This is a genomic window from Dactylosporangium sp. CS-033363 (genome assembly GCF_050942475.1).
Classification (GTDB): Bacteria; Actinomycetota; Actinomycetes; order Mycobacteriales; family Micromonosporaceae; genus Dactylosporangium.
Genome location: NZ_CP192032.1, coordinates 8,376,252 through 8,392,996, shown reverse-complemented (window position 1 = coordinate 8,392,996; position 16,745 = coordinate 8,376,252). Strand labels below are relative to the sequence as shown.

The window sequence follows — 16,745 nt, the reverse complement described above, 5'->3', positions numbered from 1 at the left end:
AGTCGAGTGCTGCTGCGCGCGTACGCCGCCATCGGCGTGGTCCTGGGCGTCGTGTACTTCCTGACGCCCGACTCGCCGCTGCGCACCCTGATCTGGGTGGCCATCGCCCTGTCCTCGGCGGTGGCCATCGCCGCCGGGATCGCCGTGCACCGGCCGCCGCGCCCGCTGCCCTGGTGGCTCGCGGCGGCCGGGCTGGTGTCGTACTCGGTCGGCGAGGGGCTGTTCTACTGGCCCCAGCTCGTGCACGGCCGCGACGCGCCCGGGCCGGGGCTGGCGGACGTGTTCTACCTCGTGCTGTACCCGTGCCTGGCCGGCGCGCTGGCCATCCTGGTGCGCCGGCAGAGCCCCGGCGGGGACCGGGCGGCGCTGATCGACGGCACCATCGTGACCGTCGGCGGGGCGCTGCTGACCTGGGTGTTCCTCATCGAGCCGTACCTGGCCAGCGCCACCAGCAGCACGGCCGAGCGGGTCGTGGCCCTCTCGTACCCGTTCGGCGACGTCCTCGTGCTCGCGGTCATGGCGCGGCTGAGCGGCGGGCGCGGCACCACCCGCGGTACACCCATGCGGCTCCTGTTCTTCGGACTGGCCTGCCTGCTCGCCGCGGATGCCGTGTTCACGTGGCAGTCGCTGCGCGGGGAGTTTCACGCCGGCAGCTGGGTCGACGTGGTCTGGATCGGGTTCTACCTGGCCGCGGGCTGCTCGGCCCTGCACCCCGACATGCGCACCGTCGACGAGCCACTGCCGCCCGGCCCGCCCCGGCTGTCCAGCGGGCGCGTGGCGGTGCTGCTGGCGGTGGCCGCGCTGCTCATTCCGGTGGTCATCACCGTCAAGTCGGCCGCCACGACCGAGCTGGCCGTGTTCCTGACCGCCTCCTGCGCGCTGTTCGTGCTCGTCCTGGTCCGGCTGGCCGACGTGGTCACCGTGCTGCGGGAGGGGCAGCGCCAGCGCGCCGAGGGCCGCTTCCAGCGCCTCACCGAGCAGGTCACCGACCTGCTGTCGATCTGCCGGCCCGACGGCGTCATCCAGTACGTCACGCCCTCCATCCACTCCCTGCTCGGCGTGGAGCCGGCCGCGGTGCTCGGCCGCCCGCTCACCGACCTGGTGCACGCCGACGACCGCGACCGCGTGCGGCTCCTGCTGGCCACCCGGCAGCCCAACGGCCACGTCGGCCCGGTCGAGTGCCGCCTGCGCCGCGCCGACGGCGGGTTCGTGCTCACCGAGACGATCGGGCGGGCGGTCGACGACGGCGACGGGAGCGGGTACCTCTTCACCACCCGGGACATCACCGAGCGCAAGGCCCTCGAGGAGCAGCTCACGCACCAGGCGTTCCACGACGGGCTGACGGGGCTGGCGAACCGGGCGCTGCTCGCCGACCGCATCCATCACGCGCTGGAACGGCGCGGCACGCCGTACCGGCACATCGCCCTGCTGATCGTCGACCTCGACGACTTCAAGACCATCAACGACTCGCTCGGCCGCGCGGCCGGCGACGCGCTGCTGCGCACCACGGCGGACCGGCTCCGCTCGTGCCTGCGCTCGGCCGACACCGCGGCGCGGCTCGGGGGCGACGAGTTCGCGATGCTGCTGGAGCACCTCGACGACGCCGCCGAGGCCGCGCGGGTGGCCGAGCGCGTGCTGACCACCATGCGCCGCCCGATCAGCGTGGGCGGCCGCGAGATCCAGCCCCAGGCCAGCGTCGGCATCGCGCTGCCCGACCCGGACCGCCCGCCGGACGCCGACGAGCTCCTGCGCAACGCCGACGTCGCGATGCACATGGCCAAGCGGCAGGGGCGCAACCGCTACGCCTACTTCGCCCCGAGCATGCAGGCCGGGCTCCTGGAGAAGCTGGACCTGGCCGAGGACCTGCGCGGCGCCATCGAGCGTCATGAGCTTCTCGTGTACTACCAGCCGTTCGTCGACCTCCGCGACGGCACCATCACCGGGGCGGAGGCGCTGGTCCGCTGGCCGCACCCGGAGCGGGGCCTCATCCCGCCGGACCGGTTCATCCCGCTCGCCGAGGAGACCGGCCTCATCCTGCCGCTCGGCTACGAGGTGCTCGGCGCCGCCTGCCGCACCGCCGCGAACTGGCCGGTCGACGGGGCCCGCCCGAAGATCAGCGTCAACCTGTCACCGCGGCAGGTGCAGGACCCGGCCGTCACCTTGTACGTCCAGCAGACCCTCCTGCACAGCGGCCTCGACCCGGAGCAGCTGACCCTGGAGATCACCGAGTCGCTGCTGAGCGAGGACGCCGAGGTGGCCGCGAGCCGGCTGGCCGAGCTCAAGGCCCTCGGCGTGCGGCTGGCCGTCGACGACTTCGGCACCGGGTACTCCTCGCTGTCCCGCCTGCACACCTTCCCGATCGACATCCTGAAGATCCCCAAGCCGTTCGTCGACGGCGTGGCGCGCGGGCCCGAGCACTCGGCCCTGGCCCGCGCGATCCTCGACCTGGCCCAGGCGCTCGACCTGCAGGTCGTCGCCGAGGGCATCGAGGACGCCGCCCAGGCCCGCGAGCTGGCGCGCCTGGGCTGCCCGATCGGCCAGGGGTTCCACTTCTCCCGCCCGGTGCCGGAGCGGGAGTTCGCGGACCTCCTGGCCCGGGGTGGCTTCGCTCTGGTCTCCTAAGCGGCTGTGCAGGTCACCGCGGGTGTACCGCCCGTGCCGTTGCCGATGAGCCCGAAGGTCGCCGTGGCGCCGGGGGCCAGGGCGCCGTTCCAGTTGACGTTGGTCGCGGTCACCGCGGCTCCGGACTGGGTCACCGTGGCGTTCCAGGCCTGGTTGACCGTCTCGCCGCCGGTGAAGCTCCACTTCAGGGTCCAGCCCTTGATCGCCACGGGGCCGGCGTTGCGCACCGTGATGTCGGCCTGGAAGCCGCCCGGCCACTGGTTGGTCACCTTGTAGGTGGCACTGCACCCACCGGCCGCAGACGACGGCGATGCCGACGGCGACCTGGATGCGGACGCGGACGGGCTCGTGGGGGTGGTGTTCCCGAGGACTTTGGAAAGCGCCGGATACCAGCGGGCGGCCATCTTCTGGTTGCCGGCGTCGTTGGGGTGCACGCCGTCGCCGGTGTCGGTCGCGGTGTTGAAGCCGGTCCACTGGTCCACCACCGCGATCGGCGAGGCCGCCGTGGTCTTGCCGGCCGCCCAGCCCGGGATGGCCGCGTTCAGTGCCACCACCCGCTGCGCGCACTCCGGGCACGTCGACGGGTTCATGGGGATGATCTGGGCCACCAGGATGCGCATCGAGGCGTTGCTGGCGCGCATCTGGTCGACGAGCTTGGAGTACGCGGCGAGGATCGTGTCGGTGCTCCGGTTGCTCCACACGTCGTTGGTCCCGAAGTGCATGAGCACCACGTCCGGGTGGGTCGCGGCGAGCCAGCCGACGAGCTGGTTCTGGTCGGCCACCGCGGTCACCAGGGCGCCGCCGTGGCCCTCGCCGTCCCCGTCGTACGGCACCGAGCAGCCCTGCGGCGCCTGCGTCCCGACGAAGTCGATGTTCGTGTACCCGCCGGCCTGCAACTGCTGCCAGAGCAGGGCCCGCCAGCAGCCCGGCGAGCCGGTGATCGAGTCGCCCAGGGGCATGATCCGCACCGGGGCGGCCGCCGCCCGGCTGGGCAGGGCGAGCGCGACCGAGGCGGCCAGCAGCGCCAGGACCGCCGTTACCGTGGACATCAACCGCCAGCGCATGGTGCGCTCCCTTCGGCCCGTGTGCCGTCGGGGCGGATTGAAGCAAGCGCTTCGACGGAGCTCAATGCGTTGGGCGCCGTCAGGCCGGGGACCTGCGGCGGGCGGTGAAGCTTACATTCGTGGTTGTGACATCCTCGATCCCGGAAGAGTGACAACGGGGGAGGAATCGTGTCGCAACCGGGTCAGCCGTACGAGCATTACGAGGTTTCGCCGGTGGGCGAGGAGTACACGGGTCAGTACTCCCCGCAACAGCCGTACTCGGCGGTGCCCTACGCCCAGCCGTACTCCGCGCCGCCGCAGCAGCAGGCGTACCCGCAGCAGCCCGCCTACCAGCCCGCGCCGGTCCAGCCGCCGCAGCCGCCGCGGCGGAGCAGCGGGCTGATCGCGCTCATCGCCAGCCTGGCCGTGCTCGCTGTGGTGGCGGTCGCCGTGGTCGTGGTGGTGCTGGTCCGAAGTTCCGCCGACGAGCCGCCGGTCGCGTCGGTACCGGCCACGGCGGCCCCGTCGCCCGCGGCCACGACAAATGCGCAGGTCGGGCCGGTGGACTCGTGCCTGATCGGGAACTGGAAGCAGTCGCAGTACAGCGCGCTGTTCGACCTGAGCGACGTGACCGTCGGCGGCAAGCCGCTGGGCCAGGTCAACCTCAGCGGCGGCGGCCGGACCTGGAAGATCACCGTCGACGGCAAGGGCGTCGAGGACTTCAGCCAGACGAAGTACAGCGGGCAGACCGCCGACGGGCACAAGGTCGACGCCACGTTCACCGGCGCCAACCAGTGGGACCTGAAGACGGCCGACCACGAGATCCTGTTCACCTCGACCGGCAGCACGGTGAAGATGACGGTCGCGGTCGACGGCAAGGCCACCGATCCGGAGACGGTCGAGCCGCACAACAACCCGCAGCCGTACGAGTGCGGCTCGAACCAGTGGACCGCGAAGTCCCTGACCGACGCGAACGCCGGGACCGTCTACAAGCGCGTCTAGAGCGCGGCGAGCAGCGAAGCGAGGTCGGCCGGGCGGCTGAACATCGGCCAGTGCCCGGTCGGCAGCGCGTGGACCCGGTAGTCGCGGCGGTCCAGGCCGGCGAAGAACGGGTGGCCGGCCGCGATCATCTGCTCCGCGTCGGCCTTGGCGAACGTGCTGACGACCAGCTCGGTCGGCGGCTGCTCGGCCTTGAGCAGCCGGAGCCGCCCGTTGACGCTTTCCTTCGGGTGCGGGGTGCTGCGGGCCCGCAGCTCGGCCGAGCGCCCCTCCAGCCCGGCGAACTGCTGCGGGTCGTCGGCCGGGTCGAACGAGGGCGGCGGGACGTCCACCTCGGCCAGGCCGCTGAAGTCGGCCTGGGCGGTGCCGTCCGGGACCGGGCCGCTGTCGACGTAGGCGACCCGGGTCACCCGGTCCCCGAGGCGCTCGACCGCGCCGCGCACCGGGAGGCCGCCGTAGCTGTGCCCGACGAGCGTGACCGCGCCCCGGTCGCCGGCCGCGGCCACGATGTCGTCGATGTGCGAGTCCAGGGTCGCCGGCTCGCCCGCCCGCTCGGCCAGGCCGCCCAGCGTCACCGCGGTCACGTCGTGCCCGGCCGCGCGCAGGGGTTCGGCCACCGCGTCCCACGCCCACGCGCCGAGCCACATGCCGGGAACCAGGATGAAGTTCGTCATGGGCCTGACGCTAATCTCGAATCAGGGCACTTTCCGCCCTGATAAGGATGGTGACCCGTGTCACAGTCGACCGGCCGGGTGCTCGCGCTGCTGGAGGTGCTCCAGGCGCAGCCCGGGCTGACCGGGCCGCAGCTGGCCGAGCGGCTCGGGATCGACGAGCGGACGGTGCGCCGCTATGCCGCCGCCCTGGCCGATCTCGGGCTGCCGGTGTCGGCGGAGCGGGGACGGTACGGCGGGTACCGGCTCGCCCCCGGCTTCCGCCTCCCGCCGCTCATGCTGGGCGACGACGAGGCCGTGGCCGTGGTCCTCGGGCTGCTCGCCGCCGACCAGCTCGGGCTCGGCGTCGGCGCGTCCGCGCGGGCCTCGGCGCTGGCCAAGATCGAGCGGATGCTGCCGTCCGCCCTGCGCGACCGGGTCCAGGCGGTGCGGGCGACCCTCGGCTTCACCCAGCCCGCGAGGGCCGGGAGCCTCTTCGACGTGCGGCACCTGCTCGCGGTCGGCGAAGCGGTCCGCGATCGCCGCCGCCTTTCCCTCGTGTACCGCTCGTGGCGCGGCGAGGAGACCCGGCGCGACTTCGACCCGTACGGCGTCGTCTTCCACGCCGGCCGCTGGTACGCCACGGGCCTCGACCACCGCAGCGGCGAACTGCGCACGCTGCGGCTGGACCGCATCGGGGCGGTGACGGTGGGGGAGGACCGCTTCGAGCCGCCCGAGTCCTTCGACGCCGCCGGGCACGTCGTCGGCGCGCTGGCCGCGGTGCCCTATCGGCACGAGGTCGAGGTGGTGTTGCACGCCCCGATCGAGGACGTGCGGCGGCGGGTGCCGGCATCGGTCGGTACAACCGCGGCGGTTGCAAACGGCACCCGGCTGCTGTGCCGGGCCGAGCGGCTCGACGGCATGGCCCGGATGCTGGCCGGTCTGGGCTGGGACTTCACCATCGCGCGCCCCGGCGAGCTGCGCACCGAGGTGGCCCGGCTCGGCGAGCGCCTCCTGGAGCTGAGCCGGGACTAAGCGCCGATCAGCTTCCAGGCTCGCGCGCCGCCGGTGACGCCCGCGGTGTTGGGCACGATCGTGACGTCGTCGCCCAGCTTGGCGACCTGCTCGGCGTCGATGAGGGCCGCGTTGCCGCCGCCGATGTAGAGGCGGTCCCAGCGGAACACCGGGCGCAGCCCGTCGACCATCCGCCGCACCCGCCGCGACCAGCGGGCATTGCCCAGTTCCCGGCGCTGGATCTCGCCGATGTACGTGTCGTAGGTCTTCTTGCGCCGGATCGGCCCGTGCGACAGCTCCAGGTGCGGGGCCAGCACCCCGTCGTCGAACAGCGCGTTGCCGAGCCCGGTCCCGAGCGTGATGACGAGCTCCAGGCCGGTGCCCACCACCAGGGCGGCCCCGTGCACCTCGGCGTCGTTGAGCACCAGCACCGGCTTGCCGAACGCCCGGTTCAGCGCCGCGCGGGCGTCGTAGCCGGTCCAGGCCTTGAACAGCTCGGGGTCGACCGGGGTGTGCGGCCCGGCCCGGTTCACGTAGTGCGGGGTCGCCACCACCCGGCCGTGGCGGATCATGCCGGGCAGGCCGACGGTCACCCGGTCGGCCGGCGGGAGCTGCGCCTCGATGTCGAGCATGGCGCGGATGAAGCGCTCGGGCGGGAACGGGTACGGCGTCGCGACCCGGATCGGGCCGCCCGCCAACGCGTCGGAGTCGTCGACCACGGCCGCCTTCAGGCCGCCGCCGCCACAGTCGATCGTCAGCGTGTTTCCCACCGGTGGATTGTGCTCCGAGCGGCCGCCGACCGCCGCTCCGACGTCCAAATTGCAATGGTGATCACTGGTTTTCGCACATGGGTGACCGCTCGGCGCAGCGGCCGACCCGCTCGTCGCGCCGATCATGTGGCTTCGGTCCAAGAATCGTCTGACATCGCTGAGAATCAATGCGCTGAAAACCCCCTTCAGACCCCTGCACGCCGCCTCCGCCAGGGCGGCGTGCAGGCCATTCCTTCAGGGAGGGCCTACAGGCATGCGACGTATTCTCACCACCATCGGCCTCGCCGCGGCGATGGTGGCCGCCGCACTGGGCGCCGCCGCCGCGCCCGCCTACGCCGAGTCGAACGGCGGCGTGAAGATCATGCCGCTGGGCGACTCGATCACCGACGGGTTCAACGTGCCCGGCGGCTACCGCATCAACCTCTGGCAGCGCCTCGCGGCCGGCGGCATCACCACGGACTTCGTCGGCTCCGGCTTCAACGGGCCGTCGAACCTGGGCGACCACGACCACGAGGGCCACTCCGGCTGGCGGATCGACCAGCTCGACGCGAACATCGTCGGCTGGCTGCGGGCGTACGCGCCGCGCACGATCCTGCTGCACATCGGCACCAACGACATGAACCAGAACTACGACATCGCCAACGCGCCCGCGCGGCTGTCCGCGCTGATCGACAAGATCCGGGCCAACGACCCGAACGTCGAGCTGTTCGTCGCCCAGATCACCCCGGAGAGCGACGCCACGCTGGAGTCGCGGGTGCAGTCGTACAACGCGACGATCCCCGGCATCGTGGCGCAGAAGGGCTCGAAGACCCACCTGGTCGACATGCACTCGGCCATCACCACCGCCGACCTGGCCGACGGCGTGCACCCGAACGCCGGCGGCTACGACAAGATGGGCGCCCGCTGGTACTCCGCGCTGCAGGCCTTCCCGGCCAGTCTCCAGGGCGGCGGGGTGCCCCCGGTCGGCGCCGCGGGCGGCGTGACGAACCCGCAGTCCGGCCGGTGCCTGGACGCCTCCGGGGCCGGCACCGCCAACGGCACCCAGCTCATCCTGTGGGACTGCCACGGCGGCACCAACCAGTCGTGGACGCGCACGGCGGCGGGGGAGCTGCGGCTGTACGGCAACAAGTGCCTCGACATCAACGCCAACGGGACCGCCAACGGCACCAAGGTGCAGATCTGGGACTGCAACGGCACCACCGCGCAGAAGTTCACCTTCAACACCGACGGCACGATCGTCGGCGCGGGCTCGGGCAAGTGCATCGACGTGAACGCGAGCGGCACGGCGAACGGCACCATCGTGCAGCTGTACGACTGCAACGGCACCGGCGCCCAGAAGTGGGCCCGGCGCTAGCTCAAAAGGCCGGACAGGAGACTGCGCAGCGCGCGTTCGAACAGGTCCGGCACGTCCTCCGGGGCCTTCAGCGCCCCGGAGGACGCCTCCTGGATGGCCGCGGCCAGGTTCTGGTACCGCGTGAAGTCGATCGCGGCGAAGCCGAGGCCCTCGGGCTGCGGCCGGGCGAACAGGACCACCACGCCGGTGATCATCGCGACCGCCTCGAACTTGGCCGTCACCGGGCAGCGGACCGGGGCCAGCACGCCGATGCAGTGGTCGAAGTACGCGAGGGCGTTGGGGCCGAAGCCCTTGGTCTGCTGGACCACCTCGGGCAGCCACGCGTGTCGCTTGTAGACGGTCAGCTGTCTGCGGGCCAGGGCGACCAGCGCGTCGATCGGGCCGTCCACCTCCGGGTACGGCGCGATGGCCCCGATCGCCGCGTCGGCCATGAGGTCGAGCAGGTCGTCGCGCGAGGAGAGGTACCGGTAGAGGGATCCGGCCCCGGTGCCCAGCTTCGCGGCGACCGCGCGCATCGAGACCGCCCCGAGCCCGTCGGCGTCGGCGAGCCCGATCGCGACCGACACGATCTCGTCGCGGCTGTGCGCCGGCGCCGGTCCCCGGGTGCCCCGCGGCGGCCGCTGGAATATCGACTGGCTGTCCCCCACTCCACTACTGTAAACTGCAAACAGCGTTCGCAGATACGGGAGGGGCCATGGAGCCGATGGAACTGGTGGTCGTGCACGGCGGGGCGATCACCGCGAAGTACTACCAGCCGCTCGCGCGGCGCCTGGCCGGCCGGGTCAAGGTGCACCTGTACGACCGGCGCGGGCGGGCGGACGCGGGGCCCCGGGCGCCGGGGTACACGGTCGACGACGAGGTCGCCGACCTGGCCGCGGTGCTGGAGCGCACCGGCGCGCGCAACGTGCTCGGGCACAGCTACGGCGGCCTGGTCGTGCTGCGGGCCGCGCTGGAGCTGCCGCTGGACAACATCGTGGTGTACGACGGGGCCGTGAACGTCGACGGCACGTTCCCGGTGGACTTCATCCCGCGGATGCGGGCCTACATCGACGCGGGCGACATCCCGCGGGCGCTGGCCGTGATGAGTGGCGGCCTGCAGCTCAACAGCCTGTCGTTCGGCCTGCGGGTGGCCGTCACCAGGCTGTTCCTGAAGACGCCGGTCGGCCGGATGATGGGCGAGCTGCTGCCGGGGACGATGCTGGAGACCGAGGAGGTCGCGGCGACCGCGGGGCCGGCCTCGGAGTACGCGGGCATCACGGCGCGGACCCTGCTGGCCGCCGGCGGGCGCAGCGGGAAGTACTACCGCGCGATGAACGCGAAGCTGGCCGCGGTCATGCCGGATGCGCGCACGGCCGTCGTGCGCGGCGCGAGCCACAACGAGCCGTGCCTGGGCCGCCCGCGCTTCGCCGACCTGGTGGCCGACTTCCTGGCCCGGGCCCCCGAGGAGGCCCGGGCGCAGTAGCGGTCTAGCGCGACCAGCGCTGGTTGGCGCCGCCGTTGCAGGTCCAGAGCTCCACCAGGGTGCCGTTGGCGGTGATCTGGCCGGTCACGTCGAGGCACAGGCCGGACTGGACGCCCTTGATGGTGCCGTCGGCGCCGACGGTCCACTGCTGGTTCGCCCCGCCGTTGCAGTCCCAGATGCCTACCGCGGAGCCGGCCGCCGTCTGGTTGTTCAGCACGTCGAGGCACTTGTTGGCGTACACCCGCAGGGCCCCGGAGACCTGGGTCCACTGCTGGTTGGCGCCGCCGTTGCAGTCCCAGATCTCGACCTGGGTGCCGTTGGTCTGGGTCTGGCCGGGCACGTCGAGGCAGCGCCCGGACTGCGCGGAGACGAGCTGGCCGCTGACCGGCGGGGGCGGCCCGGACACCGCGGTGACCGACAGGTTGTCGAACTGCGCGGTCTCGCCCTGGCTGGTGCCGATGCCGACCTGGCCCGTGTACCACGAAGCGTCGGTCAGCGTCGCCACCGTCGCGCCGTCGATCTGGGCGGTGAGCGTGGTGCCCGAGAAGGTCAGCGCGATGTTGTGCCAGGTTCCGGTGCCGGGGGCGGAGACGGTACCGGAGCGAAGGGTCGTCATGGCGTTGTTGACATCGTTGCGGAGGATGCTCCAGGCGCCGGTGTTGGACATCCGCAGGTAGTAGGCGTTGAGCCCGGCCGGCCCGAACGCGTGCTGGGTGCCCGCCCGGCCGATGACCTCGACGTATCCGGCCTGTTCCAGCAGCACGTCGGTCGAGACCTTGTAGTTGCTCCAGCTCAGGTCGCCCAGCAGCGCGTAGGGGTCGCTGAGGTCGTCCCAGGTGATCGGGGCCCGCGGCGACATCTGCCGCACGCAGGTGGTCCCGCCGCACTGGGCGATCTCGAACGCGCCCTGCATGTCGGCCAGGTACTTGGCCTCGCGGCCGATCGCGTAGCCGTTGAAGTTGTCGGAGTACGGCAGCGCGAGGGTTCCGGCGGCCGGGGCGGTGGCCGTGCCCTTGCCCTGCCCGGTCGTGGTGCTCAGCGTGTACACCCGGCCGGGCTGGAGCGTCACCGTGTACGTGCCGCCGGACGGGGTCACGTCGCCGGTGTGCGCGAAGTAGTCCGCCTGGTTGCCGCTGGACAGCAGCGACGACCAGACGTGCACCGGCCCGGTGGACAGCCCGCCGGTGACGGTCGCGGTGAACGGCTGCGCGGCGGTGGCGTCCAGCGTCTCGACGACGACGCTGTAGTTGCCGCTGTTCGGGTCGCGCATGGTCACGTAGCTGCCGTTGGCGCGGTTGCCGCCCAGGTAGCCCGAGGCCGAGTCGAGGTAGCGCCAGCCCGGGGCGGTGAACTGCGTGGTGTGCGCCATGACCCAGGTGTTCTTGCCGATCGAGTAGTTGCCGGACCACGGCTGCGCGGCCAGCGCCACGCCCATCGTCGGGAACGGGATGTTCGGCGTGATCGCCGCGATCACCGGCCAGTTGAGGTAGGCGGTCATCTTCCCGTCGAGGTAGCCGCGGTTGATCCCCCGCGCCAGCGCGACGGCCCCCAGGTTGTAGTCGTCGGAGCCGTTCTCGCTGGCCCAGACCTTCTTCCCGCTGTTGATCGCGTTGGTACTGCTGGGACAGTTCGTCTGGGCGCCCCGGTACCCGCACACGTAGTGCGAGCCCAGCACGTCCACGGCGGCCGCGAAGGCCGGATCGCTGACGACGTCGTTGGCCGGGTCCCAGCTGGTGTCGTCGGCGACCACCTTGACGTTCGCGTACCCGCGGCTGTTGAGCGCGGACTTGAGCCGCTCGTACCAGCCCTTGTCGTACCCGCGCTCGTTCCACCCCCCGATGTAGTCGAACGTCAGCCCGTGGCTGTTCTTCGCGCAGTCGAGGAAGCTGATGTAATAGTTGATCATGTCGTCGGACCAGAAGTTCCCGTTGCCGATCCAGCCGGGCGCGCCCCAGGCGAGCGCGTAGAGCTTGATCTGCGGATTGCGCGCCCGGGCCTGCTCGGCCATCCACCACTCGTAGCCGCGGTTGCAGTTGAGATCGCTCGCGGTGTGCTTGTGGCTGGGCTCGGCCCCGCTGGTCGAGTTGGTGTCGCCACCGACCTCGACCTTCATCATCTGCATGGCGGCCCCGTAGCCGGGCTTGAACAGGTAGTCGAGAATCTGGCTGCGCTGGGGCTCCGGGTAGTCGAAGAGCAGCCGGCTGTTGCCGCCGCCCCCGGAGATGGCGCCGACCCCGTCGAACGTGCGCCCGGCGGCGGTCCCGTTGATCGTGACGGTGGTAGCGGCGGCGGCGGGCCCCATGCTGACGAGCTGGGCGGCCACGAGACAGCCGGCGGCGAGCAGGGCAAGACGAGCCTTCATGTGCGGTCCTCCATGGCGGTGGGGTGAACCACGCCCAGATTCCCACATATATCGACACACCTCTACAATGAATTGTGTCGATCTCCTTGGACATTGGCGGAACCTGGACCCGCGTCCTGCACGACGGCTTCGTGACCCGCTTCCCGACCGAGCCGTCCTACGACCGCGAGCTGGCCATGATCGCCGCGACGGTGCCCCCGCTGACGGCCCCGCTCGGCGTCTCCTTCTGCGGCCGCCTGACCCCGGACGGCGTCGTGCGGGTAGCCCTGAACCTGCGCGAGTACGAGGGCCGCCCGCTCGGCCTCGACCTGGCCACGCTGCTGGACGTCCCGGTGCGGGTGGCCCACGACGCCACGTGCGGGCTGCTGGGGGAGGCGCTCTCGGGCTCGCTGCAGTCGTTCTCGCGCTGCGGGTACCTGACCCTGTCCACCGGCGTGGGCGCGGCGCTGCGGCTGGGCAACGTCTGGCTCACCACGGAGGCGGGCCACCAGCTCGTGCCGGGCAACGACGAGCCGTGTTCCTGCGGGCAGACGGGCTGCCTCCAGACCCTGACCGGCGGCGACGCGCTGGGCCGCCGCTTGGGCCGTCCGCTGGAGGAGGTCGACGATCCCGCCTTCTGGCGACGGTACGGCGCGGACCTGGCGATCGGGGTGGCGAACTTCGCGCTGAGCGCTGGGCTGGACGCGGTCGCCTTGGGCGGCGCGATCGCCTTGACGCAGCCGGCGCTCTGGCCACCGCTGCGGGCCACCCTGCATCGCGTCCTGACCTACCAGCACGTGGAGGTGCTGCCGGCCGCCCTGGGGGAGACCGCACCCCTGGCCGGCGCCGCCCTCCTGCCGACCCTGCCCGAGGACGCCGTCCTGCACTGAGCTCACTCGACGCAGAATTCGTTGCCTTCCGGGTCGGCCATTACCGTCAGGTCGTCGCCGCGTTGGAGGACGTGGGCGCCCAGGGACTCCAGGCGGGCCACCTCGTCCGCCACGGGGCCGGGGGCGCGCAGGTCGAAGTGCTGGCGGTTCTTGGCCGTCTTGGGCTCCGGCACCCGCTGGAACCAGATGTTCGGGCCGCCCCAGCCCGCGGCCTCGACGAAGGCGCGGTCCGCGGTCGAGTCCTCGTCGACGTCGGAGCCCAGGGCCGCGGCCCAGAAGGTGGCCTGGGCCAGCGCGTCGGTGCAGTCGAAGGTGACGCTCTTGATGTAGGTCACCTGAGCACAGTATCGGTCGGGGTGACCTTTCGGGCGCAAGTATCGCGAGAGGCGTACAAAACGGACGATAAGGTCCTATCGTCGTATTGTGCTCACGCTCAGTGATCCCGAGATGGTGCTCGACACCGCCGTCGGGCCCGTTTCGGCGCTCCTGCGGCGGCCGGGCGGCGACCGCGAGCAGGAGGCGGCCGTCGTGCTGTGCGCGGGGGTGGTCGGGTCCAAGGAGGACTTCCTGCCTGTGCTGCCGGCCATTGCCGACGCCGGGTACCACGCCTACGCCTATGACTACCTCGGGCACTACGCGGAGCTCGACGGGGAGTCGCCCGAGGGGCACACCATTGCCCGGCACGCCGCGGATCTCGTGGCGGTGCTCGAGAGCATCGGGCGGCCCGTGCACCTCGTCGGGCACTCGTACGGCGGGTTCGTCGCCCGGGCCGCCGCGCTGCTGAGGCCTGAGCTGCTGCGGTCCGTGGCGCTCATCGGGGCCGGGCCCGGGATGGACGGGGCGAAGCATCGCAGGCTGCTCGCCGGGTTCGACGCCACGCTCAAGCTGCAGGGCGCGGCCGTCATGTGGCCCGTCGTGCGGCGGCTGGTACCCGAGCAGGACGTCGACCGGCGGGAGTTCTGGCGGCGGCGGCTCGACGGGATGCGGCTGGCGTTCCTGCACGGGGCGCTGCGCTCGCTCACCGCCGAGTCCGACCGGGGCGACGATCTGCGGGCCACGCGGCTGCCCGTGCTGCTCATGCACGGGCATCGCGACCAACGGCTGTGGTCGGCGCGGGACTTCGCCGGCTATGCGGAGCGGGTGGGGGCCGCGCTGGAGATCATTCCCGATGCGTCGCACAGTCCGAACCTGGAGCAGCCCGAGCTGACCACCGCGGCGTTGACGCGGTTCTGGGACGAGGCCGAGCGGCGGCACGCCGAGCGGCTCTTCGTGGACCTGGTGCGGCCGCGGGCGCTCGCCGATCCGTACGCGCACTACCGCGCCCTGCGCGAGCGGACGCCCGTGCTCCGGGTGGACCTGCCGGGCAAGACGGCCGCCGTGGTGCTCAGCCGGCACGCCGACGTGGCGCGGCTGCTGCAGGATCCGATCTTCGCCAGCCCGGGGGAGGACCCCGCGCTGCTGACGCCGAACTGGCGGGACGTGCGGATCATCCGCTGCCTGTACCAGTCGTTCGGCTGGCGCGAGGGCACCGTCCACAGTGAACTGCGGGCCGCGCTCGCCCGGCGGCTCGTCCCGCGGCGGGCCGAGGAGTTGCGGGCGCACACCGTCGCCACGGCGGAATCGTGCCTGGACGCGCTGGCCGAGCGGCTGACGGTACAGGAGACGGTGAACCTGGCCGAGGCGCTGGCGATTCCGTTCGCGTCGCTCGTCACCGGGCGGCTGCTGGACATTCCCGACGCCGAGGCGCTGCGGCTCGGGGAGGCCGCGCGGGCCGCGTCGGCGGCGTTCGAGCCGTTCATGACGCCGCGGCAGCGGACCGAGATGGCGACCGCCGGGGACGAGATCATCGATGCGCTCGAGGTCTTCGCCGGGCAGGCGGAGACCGGGCTGCTGCCGATCGTGCGCGGGCTGCGGGCCGATCTGGGCGAGCAGTACCTCGGCGACCTGGTGCTGCTGTTCGGGGCCGGCTACGACTCGCCCGCGAGCCTGGTGACCCTCGGGGCGCGGCTGCTGTTGTCGTACCCCGACGAGGCCGCCCTCGTGCGCGGGGGCGACAACGCCACGGCCGAGCGGGCGGTCGAGGAGATTCTGCGGTACGAGCCGCCGGTGCAGGTCGCGGTCCGGATCGCCACCGCCGCCGCGCGCTTCGGCGACGTCGAGGTGCGGCCGGGCATGGCCGTGCTCGGGCTGGTCGGGGCGGCGAACCGGGACCCGGCGTACGTCGAGAAGCCCGAGCGCTTCGATGTGCTGCGCCGGCCCGCGCGGGCGTCGCTGAGCTTCGGCGCCGGGCGGCACTTCTGCCCGGGGGCGGCGCTGGCCCGGATGCACGCCCAGGTGCTCTTTCCCCGTCTGCTGCGCCGGTTCCCGGGGCTGCGCATCGCCGGGCCGGTGCGCTACCGGGCGCCCGGCACCATGCTGCGCGGCATCGAGGACCTGCCCGTGACCCTCGGAGCCTGACATGCGCGTCCTGTTCACCATGAACCCCGCCCCCGGGCACCTGTTCTCGATGGTGCCGCTCGCCTGGGCGCTGCACCTGCGCGGGGATCAGGTGCTGGTGGCCGTACCGCAGCCGCTGCACCAGCAGGTCCGCCGGGCCGGGCTGACGGCGGCGGTGGTCGGCGGCGACGCGTCGTTCTTCGAGCTCTGGCCGGCCGGGCTCAGCCTCGGCGGCAACGAGGAGCTCGACCTGGACGTGTTCGTGGCCCTCGCCGAGCGTACCCGCGACGACGTCGACGCCCTCGTGCGCGCCTGGCGGCCGGACGTGGTCGTCACCGAGCCCGTCGAATACTCCGGCCCCCTGGCCGCCACGCGGGCCGGGATCCCCTGGGTGCTGCAGCACTGGGGGCTGCCGGTCCCGCCGGAGGTGCACCGGGCCGCGCTGGCCAAGGTCCATTCGCGACTGTCTACATTGTACGGCGGCATCGCGGTCGATCCGCCCGCGCTCACCATCGACACCTGCCCGCCGAGTCTCGGCTCGGTGCCGGGCGGGACGCCGATGCGCTACGTGCCGTACAACGCGGCCTGCACCATCCCGGGTTGGCTGCTGGAGGCCCCGGCGCGCCCGCGCGTGTGCGTGTCGATGGGGACCGTGCCGATCCCGGAGGGGGTCGACGGGCTCACCGCCGCCGTGCACGGGCTGCGCGGGCTCGACGTCGAGATCGTGGTGTCCGGCGCGGGCGTGCACAACCTGGCCGGGCTGCCCGACGACGTGCGCCGGATCGGCTGGATCCCGCACAACCAGGTGCTGCCGGGCTGCGCGCTGTTCGTGCACCACGGCGGCTCGGGCAGCTCGATGGCGGCCCTGACCGTCGGCCGGCCGCAGCTGCTCATGCCGCAGATGTGCGACCAGTTCGCGATCGCCGAGCGGCTCGCCGCGACCGGCGCCGCCCGGGTCGTGCCGTTCCCGGAGCGCTGCGCGTCCGCCGTGCGCATCGAGGCGTCCAAGCTGCTCTCCGACGACGGCTACCACGTCCGCGCGGCCGAGCTGGCGGCCGAGATCGCCGCGATGCCGGCGCCGTCCGCCGTGGCCGAGCTGATCGGGCGTACTGCTTAGGTAGTACGACCTCACGTAGACGACGGGGGGCCGCGCCGCCAATAGCG

The 16,745-nt window shown here is 72.5% G+C and carries 14 protein-coding genes; 8 read left to right on the top strand and 6 right to left on the bottom strand.

Translation table 11 applies throughout. The annotated features are described in order from the left end of the window. Window positions 1-6 precede the first annotated feature (6 nt). Window positions 7-2,622 carry a putative bifunctional diguanylate cyclase/phosphodiesterase gene (locus ACQPZ4_RS38615; RefSeq protein ID WP_433047436.1) on the top strand — a complete coding sequence of 872 codons (2,616 nt, stop codon included), beginning with the start codon at window positions 7-9 and terminating at the stop codon, window positions 2,620-2,622. On the opposite strand, the gene ACQPZ4_RS38610 is transcribed toward ACQPZ4_RS38615, so the two are convergent. After that, a complete protein-coding gene (locus tag ACQPZ4_RS38610; RefSeq protein WP_433047433.1) occupies window positions 2,619-3,686 on the bottom strand; it encodes a cellulose binding domain-containing protein in 1,068 nt (355 codons plus the stop codon). The genes ACQPZ4_RS38615 and ACQPZ4_RS38610 overlap by 4 nt on opposite strands. A gap of 168 nt (window positions 3,687-3,854) precedes the next feature. Between ACQPZ4_RS38610 and ACQPZ4_RS38605 the strand changes: the two genes are divergently transcribed. Then, window positions 3,855-4,667, top strand: coding sequence for a hypothetical protein (locus tag ACQPZ4_RS38605; protein WP_433047430.1), 813 nt, complete (start codon window positions 3,855-3,857; stop codon window positions 4,665-4,667). Here ACQPZ4_RS38605 and ACQPZ4_RS38600 read toward each other — a convergent pair. Further along, window positions 4,664-5,338, bottom strand: a complete 675-nt coding sequence (locus tag ACQPZ4_RS38600; RefSeq protein ID WP_433047428.1) for an esterase/lipase family protein — start codon at window positions 5,336-5,338, stop codon at window positions 4,664-4,666. The genes ACQPZ4_RS38605 and ACQPZ4_RS38600 overlap by 4 nt on opposite strands. 57 nt (window positions 5,339-5,395) lie before the next feature. Between ACQPZ4_RS38600 and ACQPZ4_RS38595 the strand changes: the two genes are divergently transcribed. After that, the gene (locus ACQPZ4_RS38595) at window positions 5,396-6,349 is read left to right on the top strand and encodes a helix-turn-helix transcriptional regulator (RefSeq protein ID WP_433047426.1); all 954 of its coding nucleotides are present in this window, start codon (window positions 5,396-5,398) and stop codon (window positions 6,347-6,349) included. Here the strand turns inward: ACQPZ4_RS38595 and ACQPZ4_RS38590 are convergent. After that, the gene (locus ACQPZ4_RS38590; RefSeq protein ID WP_433047423.1) at window positions 6,346-7,098 is read right to left on the bottom strand and encodes an ROK family protein; all 753 of its coding nucleotides are present in this window, start codon (window positions 7,096-7,098) and stop codon (window positions 6,346-6,348) included. The two genes, ACQPZ4_RS38595 and ACQPZ4_RS38590, sit on opposite strands and share 4 nt — an antisense overlap. 253 nt (window positions 7,099-7,351) lie before the next feature. On the opposite strand from ACQPZ4_RS38590, the gene ACQPZ4_RS38585 reads away from it, so the two are divergent. Continuing rightward, a complete protein-coding gene (locus tag ACQPZ4_RS38585; RefSeq protein ID WP_433047420.1) occupies window positions 7,352-8,452 on the top strand; it encodes a ricin-type beta-trefoil lectin domain protein in 1,101 nt (366 codons plus the stop codon). On the opposite strand, the gene ACQPZ4_RS38580 is transcribed toward ACQPZ4_RS38585, so the two are convergent. Next, window positions 8,449-9,099, bottom strand: coding sequence for a TetR/AcrR family transcriptional regulator (locus tag ACQPZ4_RS38580; RefSeq protein ID WP_433047417.1), 651 nt, complete (start codon window positions 9,097-9,099; stop codon window positions 8,449-8,451). The two genes, ACQPZ4_RS38585 and ACQPZ4_RS38580, sit on opposite strands and share 4 nt — an antisense overlap. Before the next feature lie 47 nt (window positions 9,100-9,146). Here ACQPZ4_RS38580 and ACQPZ4_RS38575 point away from each other — a divergent pair, with 47 nt between their 5' ends. Then, the gene (locus ACQPZ4_RS38575; protein WP_433047414.1) at window positions 9,147-9,914 is read left to right on the top strand and encodes an alpha/beta fold hydrolase; all 768 of its coding nucleotides are present in this window, start codon (window positions 9,147-9,149) and stop codon (window positions 9,912-9,914) included. 4 nt (window positions 9,915-9,918) lie between these two features. Here ACQPZ4_RS38575 and ACQPZ4_RS38570 read toward each other — a convergent pair whose 3' ends face one another. Beyond that, complete coding sequence (locus ACQPZ4_RS38570; RefSeq protein ID WP_433047411.1) at window positions 9,919-12,276, bottom strand: ricin-type beta-trefoil lectin domain protein; 2,358 nt, start codon at window positions 12,274-12,276, stop codon at window positions 9,919-9,921. A 74-nt stretch (window positions 12,277-12,350) separates the two neighbouring features. Between ACQPZ4_RS38570 and ACQPZ4_RS38565 the strand changes: the two genes are divergently transcribed. Continuing rightward, on the top strand, window positions 12,351-13,145 hold the full coding sequence (locus ACQPZ4_RS38565; protein WP_433047408.1) for an ROK family protein: 795 nt from the start codon (window positions 12,351-12,353) through the stop codon (window positions 13,143-13,145). Between the two features lie 2 nt (window positions 13,146-13,147). Here ACQPZ4_RS38565 and ACQPZ4_RS38560 read toward each other — a convergent pair whose 3' ends face one another. Beyond that, window positions 13,148-13,480: a VOC family protein gene (locus ACQPZ4_RS38560; RefSeq protein ID WP_433047406.1), complete on the bottom strand. Its 333-nt coding sequence runs from the start codon at window positions 13,478-13,480 to the stop codon at window positions 13,148-13,150. 88 nt (window positions 13,481-13,568) lie between these two features. On the opposite strand from ACQPZ4_RS38560, the gene ACQPZ4_RS38555 reads away from it, so the two are divergent. Further along, a complete protein-coding gene (locus ACQPZ4_RS38555; RefSeq protein ID WP_433047403.1) occupies window positions 13,569-15,602 on the top strand; it encodes an alpha/beta fold hydrolase in 2,034 nt (677 codons plus the stop codon). Window position 15,603: 1 nt separating this feature from the next. Continuing rightward, on the top strand, window positions 15,604-16,698 hold the full coding sequence (locus ACQPZ4_RS38550) for a nucleotide disphospho-sugar-binding domain-containing protein (protein WP_433047400.1): 1,095 nt from the start codon (window positions 15,604-15,606) through the stop codon (window positions 16,696-16,698). Window positions 16,699-16,745: the final 47 nt, after the last annotated feature.